13 protein-coding genes and 1 pseudogene are annotated in these 18,557 nt (G+C 64.3%); 2 read left to right on the forward strand and 12 right to left on the reverse strand.

The window, feature by feature from the left end; translation table 11 throughout:
* Window positions 1–349 precede the first annotated feature (349 nt).
* The gene (locus RPC_RS18055; RefSeq protein WP_011474021.1) at window positions 350–2,116 is read left to right on the forward strand and encodes an oleate hydratase; all 1,767 of its coding nucleotides are present in this window, start codon (window positions 350–352) and stop codon (window positions 2,114–2,116) included.
* Window positions 2,117–2,420: 304 nt separating this feature from the next.
* Here the strand turns inward: RPC_RS18055 and RPC_RS18060 are convergent, their stop codons facing one another.
* The 7 genes from RPC_RS18060 to RPC_RS18085 form a co-directional block, all read right to left on the reverse strand.
* On the reverse strand, window positions 2,421–2,837 hold the full coding sequence (locus RPC_RS18060) for a type I restriction enzyme endonuclease domain-containing protein (RefSeq protein ID WP_415914847.1): 417 nt from the start codon (window positions 2,835–2,837) through the stop codon (window positions 2,421–2,423).
* A gap of 373 nt (window positions 2,838–3,210) precedes the next feature.
* Entirely contained in the window at window positions 3,211–3,717 is a 507-nt protein-coding gene (locus RPC_RS18065; protein ID WP_011474022.1) for an acetone carboxylase subunit gamma, read from the reverse strand.
* 45 nt (window positions 3,718–3,762) lie between these two features.
* A complete protein-coding gene (locus RPC_RS18070) occupies window positions 3,763–6,090 on the reverse strand; it encodes a hydantoinase B/oxoprolinase family protein (RefSeq protein ID WP_011474023.1) in 2,328 nt (775 codons plus the stop codon).
* Between the two features lie 40 nt (window positions 6,091–6,130).
* Complete coding sequence (locus RPC_RS18075) at window positions 6,131–8,284, reverse strand: hydantoinase/oxoprolinase family protein (RefSeq protein WP_011474024.1); 2,154 nt, start codon at window positions 8,282–8,284, stop codon at window positions 6,131–6,133.
* A 199-nt stretch (window positions 8,285–8,483) separates the two neighbouring features.
* On the reverse strand, window positions 8,484–10,427 hold the full coding sequence (locus RPC_RS18080; protein ID WP_011474025.1) for a sigma-54-dependent Fis family transcriptional regulator: 1,944 nt from the start codon (window positions 10,425–10,427) through the stop codon (window positions 8,484–8,486).
* Between the two features lie 181 nt (window positions 10,428–10,608).
* Window positions 10,609–10,782, reverse strand: coding sequence for a hypothetical protein (locus RPC_RS26540; protein ID WP_167532045.1), 174 nt, complete (start codon window positions 10,780–10,782; stop codon window positions 10,609–10,611).
* Between the two features lie 373 nt (window positions 10,783–11,155).
* Entirely contained in the window at window positions 11,156–11,656 is a 501-nt protein-coding gene (locus RPC_RS18085; protein WP_011474026.1) for a universal stress protein, read from the reverse strand.
* Between RPC_RS18085 and RPC_RS25150 the strand changes: the two are divergent.
* A pseudogene (locus tag RPC_RS25150) lies at window positions 11,637–11,888 on the forward strand (heme ABC transporter ATP-binding protein); the annotation flags it as partial. The gene RPC_RS18085 and the pseudogene RPC_RS25150 sit on opposite strands and share 20 nt — an antisense overlap.
* Before the next feature lie 259 nt (window positions 11,889–12,147).
* Here RPC_RS25150 and RPC_RS18090 read toward each other — a convergent pair.
* From RPC_RS18090 to RPC_RS18110, 5 genes are all read right to left on the reverse strand, one after another.
* Complete coding sequence (locus RPC_RS18090; protein WP_011474027.1) at window positions 12,148–12,939, reverse strand: ABC transporter ATP-binding protein; 792 nt, start codon at window positions 12,937–12,939, stop codon at window positions 12,148–12,150.
* The gene (locus tag RPC_RS18095; protein WP_011474028.1) at window positions 12,936–14,018 is read right to left on the reverse strand and encodes a FecCD family ABC transporter permease; all 1,083 of its coding nucleotides are present in this window, start codon (window positions 14,016–14,018) and stop codon (window positions 12,936–12,938) included. Before RPC_RS18095 ends, RPC_RS18090 begins: the two co-directional genes overlap by 4 nt.
* A 25-nt stretch (window positions 14,019–14,043) precedes the next feature.
* On the reverse strand, window positions 14,044–15,186 hold the full coding sequence (locus RPC_RS18100) for an ABC transporter substrate-binding protein (RefSeq protein WP_011474029.1): 1,143 nt from the start codon (window positions 15,184–15,186) through the stop codon (window positions 14,044–14,046).
* Window positions 15,183–16,028, reverse strand: coding sequence for an alpha/beta hydrolase (locus RPC_RS18105; protein WP_041802042.1), 846 nt, complete (start codon window positions 16,026–16,028; stop codon window positions 15,183–15,185). The genes RPC_RS18100 and RPC_RS18105 overlap by 4 nt, the downstream gene beginning before the upstream one ends.
* A gap of 68 nt (window positions 16,029–16,096) precedes the next feature.
* Window positions 16,097–18,466, reverse strand: a complete 2,370-nt coding sequence (locus RPC_RS18110; RefSeq protein WP_011474031.1) for a TonB-dependent siderophore receptor — start codon at window positions 18,464–18,466, stop codon at window positions 16,097–16,099.
* Window positions 18,467–18,557 lie beyond the last annotated feature (91 nt).

The raw sequence follows: 18,557 nt of genomic DNA on the forward strand, positions 1-18,557 counted from the left end.
AATCCGATGTTAGATCACGGCGGCAAGTCGATTAAGGTCGTGAAATTCGCCTCCGATGTCACCGCTCAGAAGCTACGCACCACGGAGCCGAAGCCACCGCGATTGGGCAGTCAAAGAGTCCGTGAGGTCCGAGGCCCTCCGAGCCAGACCGCCTATAGTGGTTTCGCTGTCATCGCGTGCGACATCAGCGACGAGAAGCTCTCGCAAAGGCGCGACTGGCCACGCTCCCGGCCCGGCAGAAGGCAAGCTCCAGCGACAATGGCTAGCCAGGCATCGCCTCCGGCGAAGGCTTCTACAGCTACAGGCACATCGACTGCCCCATCTCAACTCAACAATGAAAGAGTTCGCCATGCACTATAGCAGCGGAAACTATGAAGCATTCGTCCGCCCCCGAAAATCGGAGAGCGCGGACAAGAAGACTGCGTGGCTCGTCGGCTCGGGTCTTGCGGGACTGGCTGGCGCGGCCTTCCTCATCCGCGACGGTGGAGTGGCCGGTGAACGCATCACAATCCTCGAAGAGCTGGACGTTCCCGGCGGCGCGCTCGATGGCCTCGATGTGCCCGAAAAGGGTTTCGTTATCCGCGGCGGTCGCGAGATGGAGGAGCATTTCGAATGCCTCTGGGATCTCTATCGATCGATCCCCTCGCTCGAGGTCGAGGATGCGAGTGTGCTGGACGAATTCTACCGGCTCAACAAGGACGATCCGAATTTCTCACTGCAACGCGCGACCCAGAACCAGGGTCAGGACACACCGGATAAGGCGCTGTTGACGCTGAACGACAGGGCGCAAAAGGACCTTCTCTCCGTCTTTCTTGCCACTCGTGAGGAGATGGAGAACAAGCGGATCAACGAGGTCTTCAGCGAGGACTTTCTCAAGAGCAATTTCTGGCTCTACTGGCGAACCATGTTCGCCTTCGAGGAGTGGCACTCCGCGCTAGAGATGAAGCTCTATCTCCACCGCTTCATCCATCATATCGGAAATCTCGCCGACTTCTCCTCCCTCAAGTTCAATCGCTACAACCAGTATGAATCAATGGTCCTGCCGCTGGTGAAGTGGTTGCAGGATCACGGCGTCCGGTTCCGCTACGGCATCGAGGTTACCGATGTCGATTTCGACATCCACGCGGAGGGTAAACAAGCGACGCGGATTCACTGGACCGAAAAGGGCGTCGAGGGCGGCGTCGATCTTGGCCCCGACGATCTCGTCCTCATCACCATCGGGTCGCTGACCGAGAATTCTGACAATGGCGATCACCATACCCCGGCAAAACTCAGGGAGGGCCCCGCGCCGGCCTGGGATCTGTGGCGCCGCATCGCCGCCAAGGATCCCGCCTTCGGCCGCCCCGATGTGTTCGGCGCCCATGTCACCGAAACCAAATGGGCGTCTGCGACCATCACCGCACTCGACCAGCGCATTCCGCAGTACGTCGAGAAAATTGCGAAACGCAATCCGTTTACGGGCAAGATCGTCACCGGCGGTATCGTCACGGTGAAGGACTCGAGCTGGCTCATGAGTTGGGCGGTCCATCGCCAGCCGCATTTTAAGAAGCAGCCGAAGGACCAGATGATTGCCTGGCTCTATGCGCTATTCGTCGACCGGCCCGGTGACTATGTTAAGAAGCCGATGCTGGACTGCACCGGAGAGGAGATCACCCAGGAGTGGCTCTATCACCTCGGCGTGCCGGTCGAGGATATCCCTGAACTCGCCGCGGCGGGCGCGAACACCGTGCCGGTGATGATGCCTTATATCACCGCCTTCTTCATGCCGCGCCAGGCGGGCGACCGGCCGGACGTGGTTCCTGAGGGCGCCGTCAACTTCGCCTTCATCGGCCAGTTCGCCGAGTCGAAGCAACGCGACTGCATCTTCACGACGGAATACTCGGTGCGCACGCCGATGGAGGCGGTCTACACGCTCATGAATGTCGAACGCGGCGTGCCGGAAGTGTTCAACTCGACGTACGACATCCGCACGCTGCTGGCGGCGATCGGACCGCTCAGGGACGGCAAGGGCATCGATCTTCCCGGGCCGTCCTTCCTGCACAAACTGCTGATGAAGAAGCTCGAAGGGACAGAGATCGCGGAACTGCTCAAGGAGTTTCACCTAATCTCGGAATGAGAAAAGAGCCAACAAGCCGCTGGTGCAGCGGAAGGTGATGGGTGGCCGACAACGATAAGAAGAGCAAACCCGCCGCTGGAGACACGGGGGCATGGCCATCATCACCCATAGGCTGGAAGGCGAAACGCCTTCCAGCCTCCACACTCGCGAGCCGGTTTGCGGCATGATGGGTCGCGACTTGAGCAGGCGCTTTGGTTAGGGGACATTTGAGGCGCCCAGCGAGAGGAGTCCGCCGCGGCGAAAAGGTGCCTGTCCGGACGGCGGCAGGCATCGTCTATATCGTTCGGCCGAAGCGATCGGACCACTACGTCGCATGGCTCGATCGTCCCCCACATTGCACGCCGAATAACATCTTGATCTCGCCCTTCAGCAGCTTCTGCAACAATTCGACCGCCAGGTTTCGCTGCGGCATGCCGCGGACCTCGGCCAAAAACTCGTCAGACAAAATCGAGATATCCGGTTTCTTCAGACCGGCGGCGGCAAAAATGTCCACGACCTCATCGGAAACCATCGCCTTGGAGATGATCTGGCGGATGGCGCGGTCGAGCTCCTCGTTGCTCTTGCGCTCGCCAGGTTCGTTCTTGGCGAGCACGGCGCGGACCGCCTGGAAGAACCCGACGTCGTCGCGAATCCGGGTCGCCTCGGGATGCGGCACCGCGAGGACAAATCCCTTTGAGAGATCGTTGACCGCCTGCATCAGGCGCGCCTTGGCCGAACCGATCCCGCCATCGGCCCCTCTTTGCTTCCGAACTCATTGTAAATTGTCCGCTTGGATCCCCCGGCCTGCTCGATGATCGCACGATGCTCGTCGCGGCGTCGCCCTGCTCGAAGAACACCTCTGCTGCGGCGAGGAGAAGGCTTTCACGCCGACTGCTCGTTTGAACGGTACTGCCGCTCCTGTGAGGCTGAATTTCGCGAAGACGATCGGAGGCAGGACCAAGACGCAACTTCCGACCGGACAGCTACGTGAGGTCATCGAGATCGGCTTGTTCGCCGCCCGCCGCGGGGTACGGAATGACTTCCGCTGGTTCGTGGTCATGGCACAGCCTGCAGGCCGCCCGGCCCGGCGGGGCCGGCACCGGGCGCTGCGATGGTCAGTGACCGGTTCGTTCCGGGACCGGCAGGCCGAGCCAGTCCCTGTAGAACGTATCGATATCCGGCTCGAAATCGTGAATCACCGGATACCACGGCGTTGGCGCTTCGACGTCGTGAAGCGCACCGCATTCGGGACAGTAATACTCACGCAGCACCTGCCATGACGAGGTCGGCGCCATCAGTCGGGGATAGATCTCCTCCAACTTCTCCGCGGAATCCCGCACATGGATGTTGGCGTGCAATTTCCAGTTCTCCTTCCAACCGCAAAAATCGTGACCGCAGTCGCAGCGGATCTTCCATTGCTTGCTGGACTTCACCTGCACGATAAACAGCTTCGGTCCGAGTGGCAGCACGATCCGGTCCTGCCACGAAACCCGGTCCTGCAAGATCTCGAGATAGGTGGCGAAGCGCCCGGGATCCTTCGGCGTCGAAAGCATCTGGTGCAGCGTGTCGTGGTCGATCTTGCCGTCGATGAGATCGGCGATCTTGGCGCGCGTGTAGGCCATGAGGATGTTCCTTGTTGATGATATCAGCAGCGATGATGGCGGCGGTCATTGCTCGACGAGCTGGACCGTCCTGACGTCGGGGAGTTCGGACACGTCCATGGAATAGTGCGAACCGTAATGCGGCACGCCGATATCCTCCTCGTTCAACGTCCAGTCAGCCGGCAGATCCCAGAACGCCTTGAACTCGTCGTGGAAGCGCGGGCCGAGCTTGAACGACGCCGCGAACATCTGCTGGACTTGGGTGCCGGCATCCTTGGCCAGGATCTTGGCGCGCTCCTGCTTCATCCACTCGCGGGTCGGCACCGATTTGGCAAGACGTTGCTTGCGGATCGTCGCGCGGAGCGCCGTGGTAGCCGCCCGATCCACCGCGAAGGCGCCCTTGTCGCCGGAGACGACGACGCCGTAGACTTGCGCCGCGAAGCGCTCCAGCACGTAGCCGCCATTGAGGTCATCGACCACGCTTTGCGGCTCGCGATCGAGCGGATCGCCGAAGCCAGGCCCGCCGCGCATGTAGTTGAGGTAGAGGTCGTAGTCGGAGAACATCTCCTCGGTGGTGATGGCCTGTTTGTCGCGCTTGATCACGGCATCCTTGATGAGACCGTCCCACGTCGGGTTTTCCGGGTCGGTATCGCCGCCGAGCGGAATCGGCTTGCCGCTGGCGATCAGCTCCTTCAAGCCGGTCTGGTGCGCGGCAAAGCGATAGCCGGAGGCCGCCGGATAGCCGCCCATCAGCCCCCAGTCGGACGAGATGTGGCCGTTGCCCATGAAGAACATGGTCCAGTCCTTGGCGTTCCACACCATGCGCAGGCTCTCGAAGCCGCAACCGCCGCGATACTTGCCGGCGCCCCCGGACGACGCCTTGATCTGGCGGCCGAGATAGACCAGCGGCTCGGCCAATTCCCAGATCTCCATATCGCCCATATCGCCTTCCGGATTCCAGATCGCGGCAGCGTGCGACAGGCCGTCTTGTACGGCTGTGGCGCCGGTGCCGTTGGCGGCGCATTCGAACGAGTTCACGGCGTGGATCTCGTCATACTGATTGAAGCCGCCGCCCTGCAGCCAATTCGAGGTATTGGCATTGCCGGCATTGACCTCCTCCAGATAGCCGCGTCCGTAATAGGAGCGCGACAGCCCGCGCCACAGTGCGGTCCAGGCCGACACCAGGAAGTGCCAGGAATAGGAGAACGCGACCCGGCGATCGTCCGGGTTCATCCAGGTGCCCTTCGGCAACCGGAATTCGGTGCCGTAGGCGGCGCCGTCATTGATCATTTCCGAGGGGATCAGCGTCTGCGTCATCATCACCCAGATGCCCGAGGTGAAGCTCACCTGATGGGCATTGTAAGTGTGCCAGCCCCAGCGGCTCGCGCCCTCGAAATCGAGCCGCCAAGTGCCGTCGCCGCGGATGGTGATTTCCGACGGCGCATGCATGATCGTATCGACCTTGGCGAAGTCGGACGGCACCCGCACATCAGGGCTGTCATAGGGCACATCGACAAAACCGACCTGGCGATACTTGCCGGGGATGGTCATCGCCTTGATGCGGTTCTGCAGACCGAGCCGGCCATGCTCGACCGCCTCGTAGGCGAACTTCCAATACGCCTCGATGCCCTCCTCGGAAATCACCTCCTCGACCAGTTTGCGGATCATGTGGCAGCCGGCGATGCGGGTGCGCTCGTCGAGCATCCAGTAGCGCGTGGTGCGCACCATCCGCTGGCTCTCGTGCAGCCAGTCGCGGAACAGGGTGTCGTCGGCACCGACCTTGCGGCAGGTGATCTGGTAGCCGTCGCCGAAGCGCTGCACCTGGCCCGTGGACATCGAGCCCGGCCCGACCGAGCCGGTGTCGATCACATGGGTGACGCCGCCGACCCAACCGATCAACTCGCCCTCCCAGAAAATCGGGACGATGGTGTGAATATCGCACGGGTGGACGTTGCCTATCAGGCAGTCGTTATTGCAGAAAATGTCCTTGTCGCGAACGCCGGGGTTGGTTTCCCAGCCATTCTCGATCATGTATTTGATTGCCGCGCCCATCGTGCCGACGTGAATGATGATGCCGGTCGAGGTCAGAATTGAATCGCCCGCCGCGTTGTAGAGGGTGAAGCAAAGCTCCCCCTCCTGCTCGACGATCGGCGAGGCGGCGATCTTCTTGGCGGTCTCGCGGGCATCGACCACGCCGGCGCGCAGCCGCGAGAACAGCTTGTTGTAATGGATCGGCTGGCTGTCGCGTAGCTCCATCTTCTCCAGCCCGGCGTAATGCCCGGTCCGTTTGGTCGCCTCCATCAGGCGGTCGCGGTGCTGCTTCAGGGTTTCGCCGCCACGCACGATGCCGCGTGTTGCGCCCTCGATATCCTTGGTCAAGACATTGATGTTCATGGTATCGTTCCCATCGGTTGTTGTTGGGAGGAGCGGCTGCTCAGACTTCCTTGAGATGAAACAGGCGATGGCCGTCCAGGAAGGTTTCGAAACCGTCCGGGACGACGAAGGTGGTCGCATCGGATTCGATGATCGCGGGGCCGGCGACGCGATTGCCGGGACGCAGCGATTCCATTCGGTAGAGTTGGGCATCGACCCAGCGCTTCTTGCGATAGAATTTGCGCGTGCCGATGAAAGCCTCCTTCGGCGCGACCTCGCCATCCAGCGGCTCCTTGGGGATCTTCGGCTTTTGGATCGGCACCGAGCCGCGCATGATGGCGCCGGTGACCGAGTAGCCGAGCTCGGGCGAGCGCGCCGAGGCTGCGTAGACGCGACCATAGGTGGCGTTGAACGCTGCGACGAGCTGTTCCCAATCTTCGGCGGTGGCGGCCGAGGGCAGCGGCGATTCGATCTCGAGATCGTTGAGCTGGCCGCGATACTGCATGCGGTAGCCCGGCTGCAGCGTCACCTGATCGGGCTCGTAGCCATTCAGCTTGAACTCTTCCAGCACGTTGCGGGTCAGTTCGTCCCAAGCCGCCTGCAGCGTGTTCGCCGCCTGTTGCTGCTGCCCGCTCGGGGCATCGGGGGCGAGGTTGATGTCGAGCGATTTGTCGTAGCGATATTCGAAATCCGCGGCCGCGCAGCCGAACGCCGAGAAGCCCGCGGCCCAAGCCGGCACGATGACATCCTCGAATCCCAGCCCCTCGGTGTAACCATAGGCATGCACCGGCCCGGCGCCGCCATAGGAAAAGCAGACGAAGCTCTGCGGGCTGTAACCCTTGGCCGAGATCATCGAGCGCAGGTAGTCGCGCAGATCGGAATCCAGCAGTTCAATGACGCCGGCCGCGGCATCCTCGACCGAGAGGCCGAGCGGGTCGGCGATCTGGGTCTTGATGGCGTCCACCGAGCGCTGCCGCTCCAGCTTGACGGCGCCGCCGAGGAAGTTGTCGGGGTTGAGATAGCCGAGCACCATATGGCAGTCGGAAACGGTGACGGTCTCGATGCCGCTTTCTTTCCAGCATACGCCGACGCGGTAGCCCGCCGAATCCGGCCCGAGCTTGATCGCCTTGGTATAGGGATCGAGCCGGATGAACGAACCAGCGCCGGCGCCGACCGAATCCATCGCCACCAGCGGCAACGACAGCACCAGCCGGGCCATGTCCGGATCGTTCTTGATGGTCAGTTCGCCTTGCGTGATCAGCGCAACGTCGAACGAGGTGCCGCCGATGTCGGAGCAGGCGATATTGTCGTAACCCAACACTTCGCCAAGATATTTCGCCCCGATCACCCCGCCGATCGGGCCGGAGACGATGGTGCGCGCCAGTTCCTTGGCCTTCCAGGAAATGGTGCCGCCATGGGTCGCCATGACGCGGAAGTCGAACTTGGTGCCGTGCTCCTTAAAGGCGTCGGAGATCTTCTTCAACGTCTGCCGCGACGGCTCGGCGGCGTAACCTTCAAGAATGGTCGTATTGGTGCGGTGGGTCTCCTTGCGCACCGGGTAGTAATCCGCGGAGGCGAAGATCGGAATGCTCTTGCCACTCTTCTTGATTTCCTCGGTGACGATGTCGCGCACCCGGCGCTCATGATCCGGGTTCTTGTAGGAATGCAGCAGACTGATCACGATGCCTTCGACGTCGGCGGCGATCAGGTCGGCCGCAGCCTGACGGGCGCTTTCCTCGCGCAGCGGAATCACCACCGTGCCGAACATGTCGATCCGCTCGACGACGCCGCGGGTCAAATTGCGCGGCACCAGCGGCGGATCGTAGCGGTGGGTGTTGAGGTGGATGCGGTCCTCGTAGGCGTAGCCGAGATAGCACTGGATCGCCCGGCCCATGCGGTGAAAGTCTTCCATGCCGCTGTTGACGATCAGACCGCATTTCAGGCCCTTGCGCTGCACCACGCGGTTGAGCATGGCGGTGCCCGAATAGACCCCGGTCTGCAGACCCTTGAGACCTTCGGCGAGCGATAGTCCCCAGCTGCCAAGACCGTCTTCGCTGGAGGCGATCAGGCCGAGCGCTTCGTTTTGCGGGGTGCTCTGGGCCTTTCCGACGACGAAGTCGCCGTCGGAATCGACGAAGAAGGTGTCCGTCATGGTGCCGCCGGCATCGATGCCGAGCACCTGCACACTTCTGTGATTGGTGGCGTGGATATTCACGAGGGCTTCCTCCTGGTTCGAGGCCGGCCTCTGCGGGCCGGACGAAGCGAACCAGAGCAGGCCGCGTGCCAATCCTCACGCCGGAGTCGAGATCAGGAGATTTCAATCACTTGCCGCATCTGCGAAAGCGGGCTCTGGCGTCTGCGAGCGCCCGAGATTCGGACAGTCGGACGACGCGTCCGTACGCCGGTCGGACGCCTCAGTCGGTCGAGGACTCATCGCGGCGATACTGAGTCAGCCGCAGATAGAGCGTGGAGCGCGCGATGCCCAAGCGCTTGGCCGCTTGGGTCAGATTGCCGTTGCAGGCCGCTACCTGGGCCAGGATCGCCGCGCGCTCGGCCGATTGCAGGCTTTCGCTGGGGCGCGGCGGCTGTGTCGGCTTCATTGCAGCCGCCGCCTGCCCGCGAAGCCGCGTATCGCGTGGAAACTCCGCCGGCCAGTCTGCGAGGTCGAGCCGCTCGGATTCCGCGAGCGCGACCATGGCGTCGATGACATTGCGCAATTCGCGGACGTTGCCGGGCCAATCATGGGCTTGCAGACGGGCGAGTAGCTCCGGCGAAAAGCTTGGCGCGGGCTGCCGCAACCGCAAGGCGGCGGCCGCCGCGAAGCGCTGCGCCAAAGCGATGACGTCGTCGCCGCGCTCGCGCAGCGGCGGCACCAGAATGCGCGCCGCCGCGATGCGATAGTAGAGATCGCGTCGGAATCGGCCGGCCTCGATCTCGGCGGTGAGATCGCGGTTCGTCATCGAAATGATCCGGACGTTGACCCGGCGGCCGACATGATCGCCGACGCGATAGACGATGCCGTCTTCCAGCACCCGAAGCAGATAGGATTGCAGATCGAGCGGCATCTCGCCGATTTCATCAAGGCAAAGCACGCCGCCATCAGCACGCTCGATCTTGCCGGCCCGGCCGCCCTCGTCCGCCCCCGTGAAGGCGCCCTTGACGTATCCGAACAACTCGCTCGCGATCAGGTCGCGCGGCATGCCGCCACAATTCAGCGGCACGAAGGGCCCGTCGGCCCCCGGCCCTGCCCCCTTGATGGCGCGAGCGAACAGCTCCTTGCCGACCCCAGTTTCGCCTTCGACCAGGATCGGCAAGGCGTTCATCGCCAGCTTGCGGGCCCGGCTGCGCGCGTCCCGCATGGCGACGCTGTCGCCAATAATCTGGTCGAAATCCACATTGGATTCTTGGCTCGGTTTGCCGGCCGCCGGCGCCGGCGCCGCGCGGCGGCTGCGGTGCATGACGATCAAGCAACCAACGGCGGTGTCGGCATTGCTGACGATTTCAAGGCGGGCATTCGGAAAGCGCCGCCGGCAATTCTCCTGCCAGGCGTCCTGCGAAGCCCCCGCGATCATCTGGCGAATATCCTGCGCGAGCGTATTCGGGTTCGCCGCATCGAGTTTGTTCGTCGCCGGGTCGGTCGCATGCACCAGCACGCCGCGCCGGTCGATGACCAGGATCTCCTCGCTCAGCCAGATCGAGCGTTTCGACAAGAAGCGCTTGAGCAGTGCCTCGTGCTCCTGCCGGGCGGCGCTGCCCAAGGAAGCTTCGATTTCCTGGCCGATCGCCGCCGCCAGCGCGAAATCCTGGGCGCTGAACGTCCCCGCCGGACCGGAGATATCGACGACACCGAGCAGATCGCCGCCGATCGGATGTCGCACCGGCACCGCGGCGCAGGTCCAACGCTGAACGTCTTCGCAGAAATGTTCCGATCCACGGATCAGCGTCGGGCGCCCATCGGCGAGCGCGGTGCCGATCGCATTGGTACCGATCGCATTCTCCTCCCAGCGACCGCCCGGCTCCAGGTGGTTGCTGCGTCCGGCATCGACCACCCGCGGATCCCCCCCGGTCTCGACGATAAAGCCGCTGGCGTCAGTCAAGATCATCATCGATCCAGCGTCGGCGAGAAGACGGGCGGATCGCTCCAGCGCTGGGCGGGCCGCGCCGAGCAGGTCCGAACTGGTGGTCCGGCGCCGGAACAATTCGGGCTCGCCGGCGAGTGGCGCCGCGGCGACGCCGGCGCCGACGCCAAAGCTCTTGGATCGCGCCCATGACGCCAGCACAGCCGCAGGAACGCCCGTGGACAGCCGGCCATGGGCGACAAACTTCTCCCACGCGATGCGGATCGTGCGTTGTTCCACGCTCCTTCCTCCCATCGGATCGCCGCGTCTTGCTCGCGCGGGGTTGGTTCTGGCGGAGCACGATCGAGAGAGGTCAAGTCCCGGACGATGAACGTCTATAGATCAATTGGGCCCGACCAGATCCAAGCGCGGCACTCCACCCATGTTTCCTCGCAGCGGGCTTCTTGGGCCTCACTTGCCCTCACATTATGCCGTTCGAGACCATCTTGCGCAATCGCTCTCGCACTTTCATGATGATACGTCCCGCCGTCGCGCCGCCGGATAGGGGGGCGTGGAAATCGGCGGGCATGAAATTACTGCGATCAGGATCGGGAGCGCCCCGCTCGTTCGGCGGCAGCCGCACGATGTCATCCATTGCGCCCACGCCATGTGACTTTCGAAGCAGCGCCGGGTTCTCGCCTCCTCGCGATCTGGACCGCGATGCAGAACGATGCGGGCAGCCCTTGCTCGGCGGCGCGATAAAGACGGTTTCAGAGAGCTCCGTCTCCTGGACAATTGCCTGCAATCCGTTCGTTGGATAGGAGGCGGCGTCACGACGACTCGCAGGGTGGTTCCCTGCGAGAGCCGCCGTCGAAGACACATCGCCTGACCAATCCCTGGCCTAATTCGACTTCGAAGCTCGTGCTCACCCCAGCTTCGAGCTTGCGTCCACGGCTTCTTCCCTGATTAGCACGCCCGCCCCAGAGACGCCCCGGGGGCTGCCCCCGCGCGAGCGGCCGGCGTCGTGGCTATGCGAGCGGTACGGCGCGGAATGGCAGAACAAGAATGTCCTGCTGCAACCGGCGTAAAATCTCCTCGGTGACACTGCCGAGCAGCAGCCTCGCCGCACCACGCCGGGCATGGGTGCCGATCACCACCAGATCGGGACGAATTTCGGAGGCAACCTCCACGATCGTCGTCGGCGCCAGGCCCTCTTTGACCAAGGTGGAGTAGTCGACCTCCTGCAATTCGAGCGGATCAAGGAATCTGATCAGATTGCGCGCGGCATCAATTCGGCTGTCCACTAGGTAGTCATCGACCTTTCCATGATCGACGCCGGCATAGTTCAACATGCCCGCCGCCGCGGCGTCGAACACATGCAACACCACCACGCGTGTTTGCTGAAAGATGCCGAGGCCTCGGGCGAGGTTCAACGCCTGCGCGGAGCAATCCGACAATTCGACCGGAGCCAGACTGAGCGCATAGCGATGCACGGGCTCCAGGTTCGCCTGTGCGCGCAACGGCACCACCGTGATCGCGATCCTGCATGATCTCAACCTCGCCGCCCGTTTCGCCAGCCGTATCGTCGTCTTGCATCAAGGCACCCTCGCCGCGGACGGCACGCCGGAGCAAGTGATCCGCGACGCGCTCATCACGCGCGTGTTCGACATTCAACTGAGCGTGCAGACTGCCGATGATAGGCTGCTTTTCCTGCTGCCGCAAATGGTGAGGCCGGACGGTCCACTCCCGCGCAACTCCTGAACGACGCTCGGACGATTTGTCGGCACGATAATGCTCGACGACGTTGAGGATCACTGACCTCCCCGGCCTCGAAATTTCCAATCTGAAGACGCTATCGCCATGTTGAGTAGCAGCGGCTCCGCAACCAGGATCGCCGCCAAAGCTAGCGCAGAATCCGACCAACTGGAATCTCTTGCCGACCTTGCCGGTGCCGCTCCGTCTCGCCGCTCCCCGCCCGAAGCTGCGGTTGGCATCCCCGGGGCCATTGATGTTTAGGAGATCACTGTATCAGTTGCTCAGCGCAAATATGAATATCGCCCAGCTTGGTGGTCTCGACCGTTGCGTTGACGCCGTAGACGTCGCGTAACATTTGCGCGCTGACGGTGACGGCGGGAGCGCCGGCCGAGTACAGCGCGCCGCCGCGCAGCACGACGATCTGGTCGGACCAGCGCGCCGCGGCCTGCAAGTCGTGCAGCACCGCGATCACGATGGTGCCGGCCGCCGCGGCCTCGCGTACGATCTGCATCACCTGCAGCTGATGCCGCAGATCCAGCGCGCTGGTCGGCTCGTCCAGCAACAACAGCTTCGGCGCCCGCACCAACGCCTGCGCGAGGCTGGCGAGCTGGCGCTGGCCACCGGACAATTGGTCGAACGGCTGCATCGCCAATTCGACGATGCCGAGCCGTTGCAGCGCCGCCAACGCCGCGTCGCGATATCCGGCGGGACTTGGATCGGCCGATTGCGCCGGCGACGCCCGCAACGCACTGATCACCGATTCCAGCACCGTCAGCGCGAGGCGCTGCGGCACGAATTGCGGCATGAACGCCATCAGCCGCGAGCGCTCCACCGCGTCCATCGCCAACACGTCCTCGGCACCGAGACGCGCCGTGCCGCCGGCCGGCACCAGTCCCGCGAGCGCGCGCAGCAGCGTGGTCTTGCCGGCGCCGTTCGGGCCGACCAGCGCGGTGATCTGCCCCGCCGCGATCGGCGGCAGCGACAGCCCGGCGATGATCTGGCGTTTGCCATAGCCCACGCCGAGATTGGCGATCCGCAGATCGGGCGCAGCCGTCATAGCGCGCCTCGCCGGCTGAAGATCAGCGAGAAGAACACCGGGAGTCCGATCAGCGCGGTGACTATCCCGATCGGCACCAGCACGCCGGGGATGATGCTCTTGGACGCCACCGACGCTAGCGACATGATGATGGCGCCGGTTAGCGCGCTTGCCGGGAGGAAGAAGCGATGGTCCTCGCCGATCAGCATCCGTGCGATATGCGGCCCGGCCAGACCGACGAAACCGATGGTGCCGACGAACGCCATCGCGGTTGCGGTCATCAGGCTTATCCGCAGCAGCGACATGAAGCGCAGCCGGCCGACATTGATGCCAAGGCTGCGGGCGCGATCCTCGCCGAGCCGCAGCGCCATCATCGGCCAGGCGGCGCGCTGCGAGAACGGCAGCGTCACCAGCAGAACAACCGCGAGCAGCCGCACCTTGTCCCAGGAGGCCCGCGACAGGCTGCCCATGATCCAGAACACCAATTGCTGCAGCGCCTGCTGGCTAGCGAGGAATTGCGTCAGCGCCACCAGGGCATTGAAAGTGAAGAACAAAGCGATGCCGCACAGCACCAGGATGTCGGTGCCGGGTCCGCGCATCCGCACCACCGATTGCAGCACGAGCACAGAGACGAAGGCGAAGGCAAAGGCATTGGCCGAGATGACCCAGTTCTGCGGCACCCCGGGAATCCCGATCCCCAGCACGATCGCCAATGCCGCGCCGAACGACGCCGCCGAGGACACGCCGAGCGTGAACGGGCTGGCCAAGGGATTGCCGAGGATGGTCTGCATCTCGGCGCCGGCGGTGGCGAGCCCGAGCCCGACCAGCACCGCGAGCAGCGCCTGCGGCAGCCGCACTTCCCACAGGATCGCGGCGTGCGCGCCCGACAACGCCCCCGACTGCCACAGCCCGCGGATCACGTCGACCCATCCGAGGCTGGAGGGGCCGGTGCCGAGATCGATCGCGAAGGCGGCGACGCTGATCACCGCCAGCACCAGCAGCAAGCCGATCCGGCGGCGAATGACGCGCTGATAGGCCAGGGCCACCGCCTTGCTGGCCTCGCGGGGCGCCGGCGCAGCGCTGAGCGGCGAGGTCATCATCACCGGTGCAAATCCAGAGAATGCTTCACTTCAGATCGATCCAATAGGTTCCGCGCATCGGCACCGCCAGAAAGCGCGCATTGATCTCCGCCATCGTCGCATCGGGATCGATCTCCTGCATCAGCTCCGGATTGATCCATTTGGCGAGCGCCTCGGTGACCAGCAGATTGAGCGGCGTCGACAGCATGTTGTGAAACAGCCCGTGGACCCGGCGCTCACGCACCGCGCGCAGTTCGGCAAAGCCCGGCCGCGCCACCACCGCGGCCAGCCGTTCGCGGATCGTGGCGGCGTCAAAGCCCGGACCGATCACCAGCCCGCCAGAGGATTTCAGATGGGCGCCGCCGGTGCCGACATAGATCTGCGGATTTTGCGCGATCACATATTCCAGTCCCAATTGCGCGCTCGGCGCCGACGACACGCTGGCCGAGATGCTGTCGCCGCCGGCAAACGCAATGAACCGCCCAATATTGCCGGCTCCCGGCGCGTGGCAGCAATCGGAAATCCCGGCGTGGGTTTCCACTAGAATGCTCGGCCGCGGCGCGGCGCTGTGCGCCAATAGCGCGGCGATCCGATCCATATGGGCCTGATAGAACGCGGCGTAGGATTCGGCCTGCGCGCCCCGGCCGGTGACGCGGCCGAGAATCCGCAGACTGCGCAGCGTGTTCTCGAACGGCGCGACGAAGAAATCGGTGAACACCACTGGGATGCCCGCCGCTTCCAACTGCCGCGCCACGTCGTTGGCGCGCCCGCCCGGCGCAAAGCTGACGCCGAGCACCGCGAGATCCGGCTGCATCGCGATCGCCTGCTCGACCGAAAACGTCCCGTCATTGCCGAGCCCGAGCACCGGCACCGCGTCGATCTGCGGGAATGTCTCGCGATACAACGCGTAGGTCTCCGGGTCATTCTTGCGAAAATCCCCGAGCCAGCCGGCCAGCACGCTGACCGGCGCTGCATGGATCAGCGACAGCGCGATGATCTGGCGACCCTCGGCGAGCAGGATTTTTCGCGCGGGGCCAGCCAAGGTCACGCTGCGGCCGGTAACGTCGGTGACCTCGATCGGCTGATCGGCGCGGGCCGGCGCGATCAGCCCGCCGAGCGCCAAGGCGAAGGCCAGCAGCAGCGCCGCGATCGATCTTGCCGCCGCATCGCGCCCGCGAACACGCATCATGCCGCCCCCAATGCAAAGCGCAGCGCCCGGCTGATCGCCGCCGGCAGCACCGAGCCGTGGTCCTCGTCGGCGAATTCGGTGAACGACACCGCGAGCAGCGCCGGATCGGCGGCGCCGAGCGCGCGCGCCAGTTCGGCGGCGTTCTCCACCATCCTGTTGCGCCGAACCCAGGCGTCGTGCGGCTCGCCACCCTGCCCCGTACCCATCTGTTCAAGGCTGCCCACCGTCAGCAGCAAGCGCCGCGGCAGGGGCAGCGGCGCGCTCGCCAGCAAGGCGTCGCGCTGCGCGATCAGCCGCTCGCGGGCAAACCAGATCGACGGGCTGGCGGCGATGGAGCTGCGAAACAACGCGGGGCGGGAGAACAACGCGTGCAGCACCAGCAGCCCGCCGAAGGAATGGCCGAACAGTGCGCTGCGGGCGCGATCGATCGAAAATTCATGCTCGATCTGCGGACACAGCTCGTGCTCAACGAAATCCAGAAAATCCTCGGCGCCGCCGGTCGCCGGCCAGGATTGCTCGTTGGGGCGCGGCGGCATCTCGCGCGGCGGCAATGACGGAGTGTAGTCAAAGGTCCGACGTTCGGCGTCGAGCCACGACGCCGTCGGATATCCGATCCCGACCACGGTCGCCGGATGCACGCCGGTGCGCTCCGGCCGCCGCGACTGCAGCGCCGCGGCCGCCGCGGCGATCGGAAAGCTGCCATTGCCGTCGAGCAGGTACAGCACCGGCAGCGGCCCTGCCGCAGACCCATGCTCGGGCTGCCAGACAAAGATCCGATACTCCCGCCCGGCGCGCGAGCGGATGTCGCGGACCGACGCTCCCGGAATCACCGCATCTGCCATCGTGGGGGCCTTGGGGTGGTGATCCGATGCGGCCGCAATGCCCGGATGCTTCAGCACCGCCGACGGCGCTACCATTGGTACTTGACCGTGCCGAGCGTGGTGCGGCCGTTGCCATAGAAGCATTGCGTCGCCGAGGCGCAGGCCGACACATAGGTCTTGTCGAACACGTTGCTCATGTTGACGGCGAGCTTCCAGCCCTTCAGCTGCACCGACAGCCCGGCAAGATCGTAGTGCAGCTGCAGATCGGCCAATGTGTAGGCCGGCACCACCATCGCCGCCGAGTTGATGTTGTCGCCGAATGACGAACCGACATAGCGGACGCCGCCGCCGCCGCCGAAGCCGGCCAGCGGGCCGCTCTGCAGCGTATAATCCAGCCACAGCGAGGCCGTATTCGCCGGCGCGCCGACCGGGGTCTTGCCCTGCACCGCGATGCCGCCGACCACCTGGGTGCTCTTGGAGATCTCGATGTCGGTGTGCGAATAGGCTGCGACCAGGTCGAGGCCGGGCGATAGCGTCGCCTTGCCGCTGAGTTCGACGCCCTTGGAGCGGACTTGGCCCTGCTGGATCTGGCAACTGGTTCCAGACGCCGTGCACAGCGGATTGGCGGAGACCAGATGCGCGGTGTCCAGCGTCAGCACGTTGTTCTGGGTGATGTCGAAATACGACAGCATGAAGAAGCCGTTGAGGCCGACCGGCTGATATTTCACGCCGACTTCGTATTGCTCGCCGGTGGTCGGCACGAATGCGGCGCCGGTGTAATCGGTGCCGATGGTCGGCTCGAATGAGGTCGAATAGCTGGCATAGGGCGCAAAGCCGTTGTCGAACAGATAGGTCGCGCCAGCGCGCCAGGTCGCCGCGGAATCGTCCGGCCGGGCGCTGCTGGTGATTTTGCCGTTCGCCAGCGTTCGCGTTTCCGAGCTGGCGTCGGCCCAGTCGTTGCGGACGCCGAGCACCACGGCAAGCTTGCCGAGCCGAACCTGGTCCTGGGCATAGACGCCGAGCTGGTTGCGCTCCTGATCGGTTCGGCTGGTCAGCGCCGGCCCGGCCAGTGTGCCGTAGTTGGGATTGAGATAGTTGATGTTGGTCGCGGTACCGCTGCCGAACTGCGCATTGGCGCTCGAGGTCTGATAGTCGAGCCCGGCGAGCACGGTGTGGTGCAGCCAGCCAGTGTCGAATTTCGCCTCGACCTGATTGTCGAGCGAGGCGGCTTTCAATTGCTCGATGTAATGCGTGGTGGTGCGGGCCAGGCAGAGATTGGCCTTGCTGCCGGCGCCGCAGCTCGAACCGGTGCCGAATCCGGTCACCGACAGCGCCTTGAAGTCGCTGGAGACCTCCATGTATCGCAGATTCTGTCGAACGCTCCACATCTCGTCGAAATGATGCTCGAACTCGTAACCGACCGAAGTCTGGGTGCGGTCGTATTCATTATAAGCGGGATGGCCGGAGAAGAAGTTCTTCGGGATCTGCCCGTTGGGATTGCTCTGCAGCGTGCCGAGCGCCGGCAACCAGTTCGGCTGATAGGCGGAAGGATCGTGGTCGTAACTGCCACGGATCGTCCAGGTGGTGTCGACCGACGGCCTCCAAGTGATGGTCGGCGCGATCAGCTGGCGTTCGGTGGTGGTGTCGTTGACCTCGGTGTCGGCCTTGCGGCCGAGCCCGATCAGCCGATACAGCAAATCGCCATCCTTGGTGAGCGGACCGGAGACGTCGAAGCCGCCTTCGTAGCGGTTGTGATCGCCAAACCTTGCCATCACCTCGCCCTGCGGCGTGGCGGTGGGGTTCTTGCTGATCAGATTGACCATGCCGCCGAGATTGTTCTGACCGTAAAGCACCGAAGCCGGTCCGCGCAGAATCTCGACCCGCTCCAGCAGATAAGGATCGACCGAGGGCATCGCGTAGGAGACGCCGCGCGGCAGTCGCAGTCCATCCCAGAAATGCAGGTAGTTGGCGTTGGCGCCGAACCCGCCGAAGCCGCGGATGAACACGTTGTCGAACCGATCGCCGACCCGGCTTTCCGACACCACGCCGGGCTCATAGCGCAGCGCCTCGGCGACGCTGCGGGCGCCCTGCGCGGCGATCTGATCCTTGGTCACCACCGAAATCGATTGCGGCGTCTCCAGGATCGCGGCGTCGGTCTTCGACCCGGTGCTGCTGCGCTGCGCGACGATGCCGCGAACCGGGCCGCGCGCGGTTTCCCTCGGCGTCGCGTCGGCGACTGGCGCCGGCTCCACAGGCGCCTGGCGAACCGCTGGCGCGCGCGCCACGCGTTTCGCCGCAGCGCGCGGCTTTACGTTGCGTCCCTCGATCACCACCGCCGGGAGATCGGAGCCGCCCGGCGGCTGCTGTGCCGCTGCGATCGATGTCGGATCGATCAGTTCGACCGCCACGAACAGCGCCGACAGAAGGGGCAGCCGGCCCCGGTGAAAGGATGTCATCATGTCAGCACGCCCCACCAAATCGTTCCCCGCAGTCGCGCGAACCGTTCGCAACGCCACGTCTCTTGGTGTGACACCGGCCTCGCGAAGACAA

The organism is Rhodopseudomonas palustris BisB18 (assembly GCF_000013745.1).
Taxonomy (GTDB): Bacteria; Pseudomonadota; Alphaproteobacteria; order Rhizobiales; family Xanthobacteraceae; genus Rhodopseudomonas_A; species Rhodopseudomonas_A palustris_F.

What these genes read in the sequence shown, in the direction of transcription:
- RPC_RS18095 (WP_011474028.1), bottom strand. Translation starts at nt 14,018, where the DNA reads ATGATGACCTCGCCGCTCAGCGCTGCGCCGGCGCCCCGCGAGGCCAGC.
- RPC_RS18105 (WP_041802042.1), bottom strand. Translation starts at nt 16,028, where the DNA reads ATGGCAGATGCGGTGATTCCGGGAGCGTCGGTCCGCGACATCCGCTCG.
- RPC_RS18055 (WP_011474021.1), top strand. Translation starts at nt 350, where the DNA reads ATGCACTATAGCAGCGGAAACTATGAAGCATTCGTCCGCCCCCGAAAA.
- RPC_RS18065 (WP_011474022.1), bottom strand. Translation starts at nt 3,717, where the DNA reads ATGGCCTACACGCGCGCCAAGATCGCCGATCTCATCGACGGCAAGATC.
- RPC_RS18070 (WP_011474023.1), bottom strand. Translation starts at nt 6,090, where the DNA reads ATGAACATCAATGTCTTGACCAAGGATATCGAGGGCGCAACACGCGGC.
- RPC_RS26540 (WP_167532045.1), bottom strand. Translation starts at nt 10,782, where the DNA reads ATGGATGACATCGTGCGGCTGCCGCCGAACGAGCGGGGCGCTCCCGAT.
- RPC_RS18100 (WP_011474029.1), bottom strand. Translation starts at nt 15,186, where the DNA reads ATGATGCGTGTTCGCGGGCGCGATGCGGCGGCAAGATCGATCGCGGCG.
- RPC_RS18090 (WP_011474027.1), bottom strand. Translation starts at nt 12,939, where the DNA reads ATGACGGCTGCGCCCGATCTGCGGATCGCCAATCTCGGCGTGGGCTAT.
- RPC_RS18110 (WP_011474031.1), bottom strand. Translation starts at nt 18,466, where the DNA reads ATGATGACATCCTTTCACCGGGGCCGGCTGCCCCTTCTGTCGGCGCTG.